This window comes from Sodalis-like endosymbiont of Proechinophthirus fluctus, from assembly GCF_001602625.1.
Classification (GTDB): Bacteria; Pseudomonadota; Gammaproteobacteria; order Enterobacterales; family Enterobacteriaceae.
This window is the reverse complement of record NZ_LECR01000027.1, coordinates 467-1,744: the sequence shown is the minus strand read 5'-3', so window position 1 is coordinate 1,744 and position 1,278 is coordinate 467. Positions and strand designations below refer to the sequence as shown.

General features: G+C 46.4%; 2 protein-coding genes. Both read right to left on the bottom strand.

What is annotated here, in order from left to right:
• Window positions 1–181, bottom strand: a 181-nt coding sequence (locus tag BG74_RS19435; protein WP_439895655.1) for an MOSC domain-containing protein, incomplete at its 3' end; no start/stop codon positions are given.
• Window positions 182–233: 52 nt separating this feature from the next.
• Window positions 234–395 (bottom strand): hypothetical protein, encoded by a 162-nt coding sequence (locus tag BG74_RS12725; RefSeq protein WP_187202561.1) that lies wholly within the window; start codon window positions 393–395, stop codon window positions 234–236.
• Window positions 396–1,278 lie beyond the last annotated feature (883 nt).

Below are 1,278 nucleotides of genomic sequence, written 5' to 3'. Positions count from 1 at the left end.
TCGTGCAGGGAGAAATGTTGCGAAAAACGGTTTCACCAATCTTGATCCACTTCCAATTGTCTTCCTCGAACGGAATCAATTTTTCTCCTTTGACGACAAAATTTGGACGAAAATTGAGAGAAGAAATGATTTCGCCATTCGATCTCGTGTTGAGGTATTCCGTGGAAGCATCCGAAATCAAATGATAGGAAACGGAATCGGAGAAGAAACCCTGAAAGATTGTCGCAACATTTTCAACGGATGAACGGATGGCGATGGCGATGGCGATGGCGATGGTGGTGGGGGGTGAAAAAAATCCTTCCTTTCTTTCCCTTCCCCTTCTCCTCCCCCTCCACCTCCCCCCCTCTTCTCACCCCGTCGTTTTCGCCGAGTTCGACTCGCGTTATCTTGGTCATGTTTGTGATTTTCGGATTGACGTTTTTCCCTTTTTCTTGCGATGCACAGTAGAAAAGTCTCAGACCGGATTCTTCCTTCAGAATGCATCTGGAAATCCATCTGGCGACTTCGTCGCCGCAATCCCAACCTTCGATCGGAACTGTCCAAATCCTGTCGAAACGAATTGATCGAATTAAAATGGTAGGAGGGGGAGGGGGAGGGGGCGAGAAAGAGGGGAAAAGAGAAATCCGAAAGAATCGAATCGAATCGAATCGAATCGAATCGAATTGACTTACTCGATTATTTTCGGTTCTCCTCGAATATCGTTGAGTGAAAATTCGAAATCCGTCGGATGATCCGGAGAGGACAGATGGACGATGGATCCGTTGAATTCCGGAACTATTTGACACATTTTCGGATATATCCTTCCGGAAATGACTTTTCCGCTTTCGTCGAGAACGGCGAAAGTTCTGAAAAGATCGATGGAGAGGGGGAGGGGAGGGGAACGTAAAAAAAAAAAANAAAGAAATTGAATCCGATTGAAAAGACGATTCGAAATGCGATTTTCAAGCAAGCAAAAAACGAATCGATTCTTTTCCCCCCACCTGTCTCTGATGGAGCCTAATTTCGCTCCGAAAGGTGTGCATTCGAACGAATTCGGCTTTATGGCTTTGAATGATTTTATCGGATAGATGCAGAGTTCTGCGATTTCGCCCACTTTGACCCAATTGGTAGGTTTTTTGTTCTTCGAGTAATTATTGTACCACCAGGCACCGTAGACGAGACCCGAAATGGTCGCCAGAGTTCCCACGGTCACGAGCTTGGAATGTTCTGGATTTTGGGGACGAATGGATGGATGGATGGATGGATGGATGGATGAAGGAGTGGTTGCGGAGGGGGAGG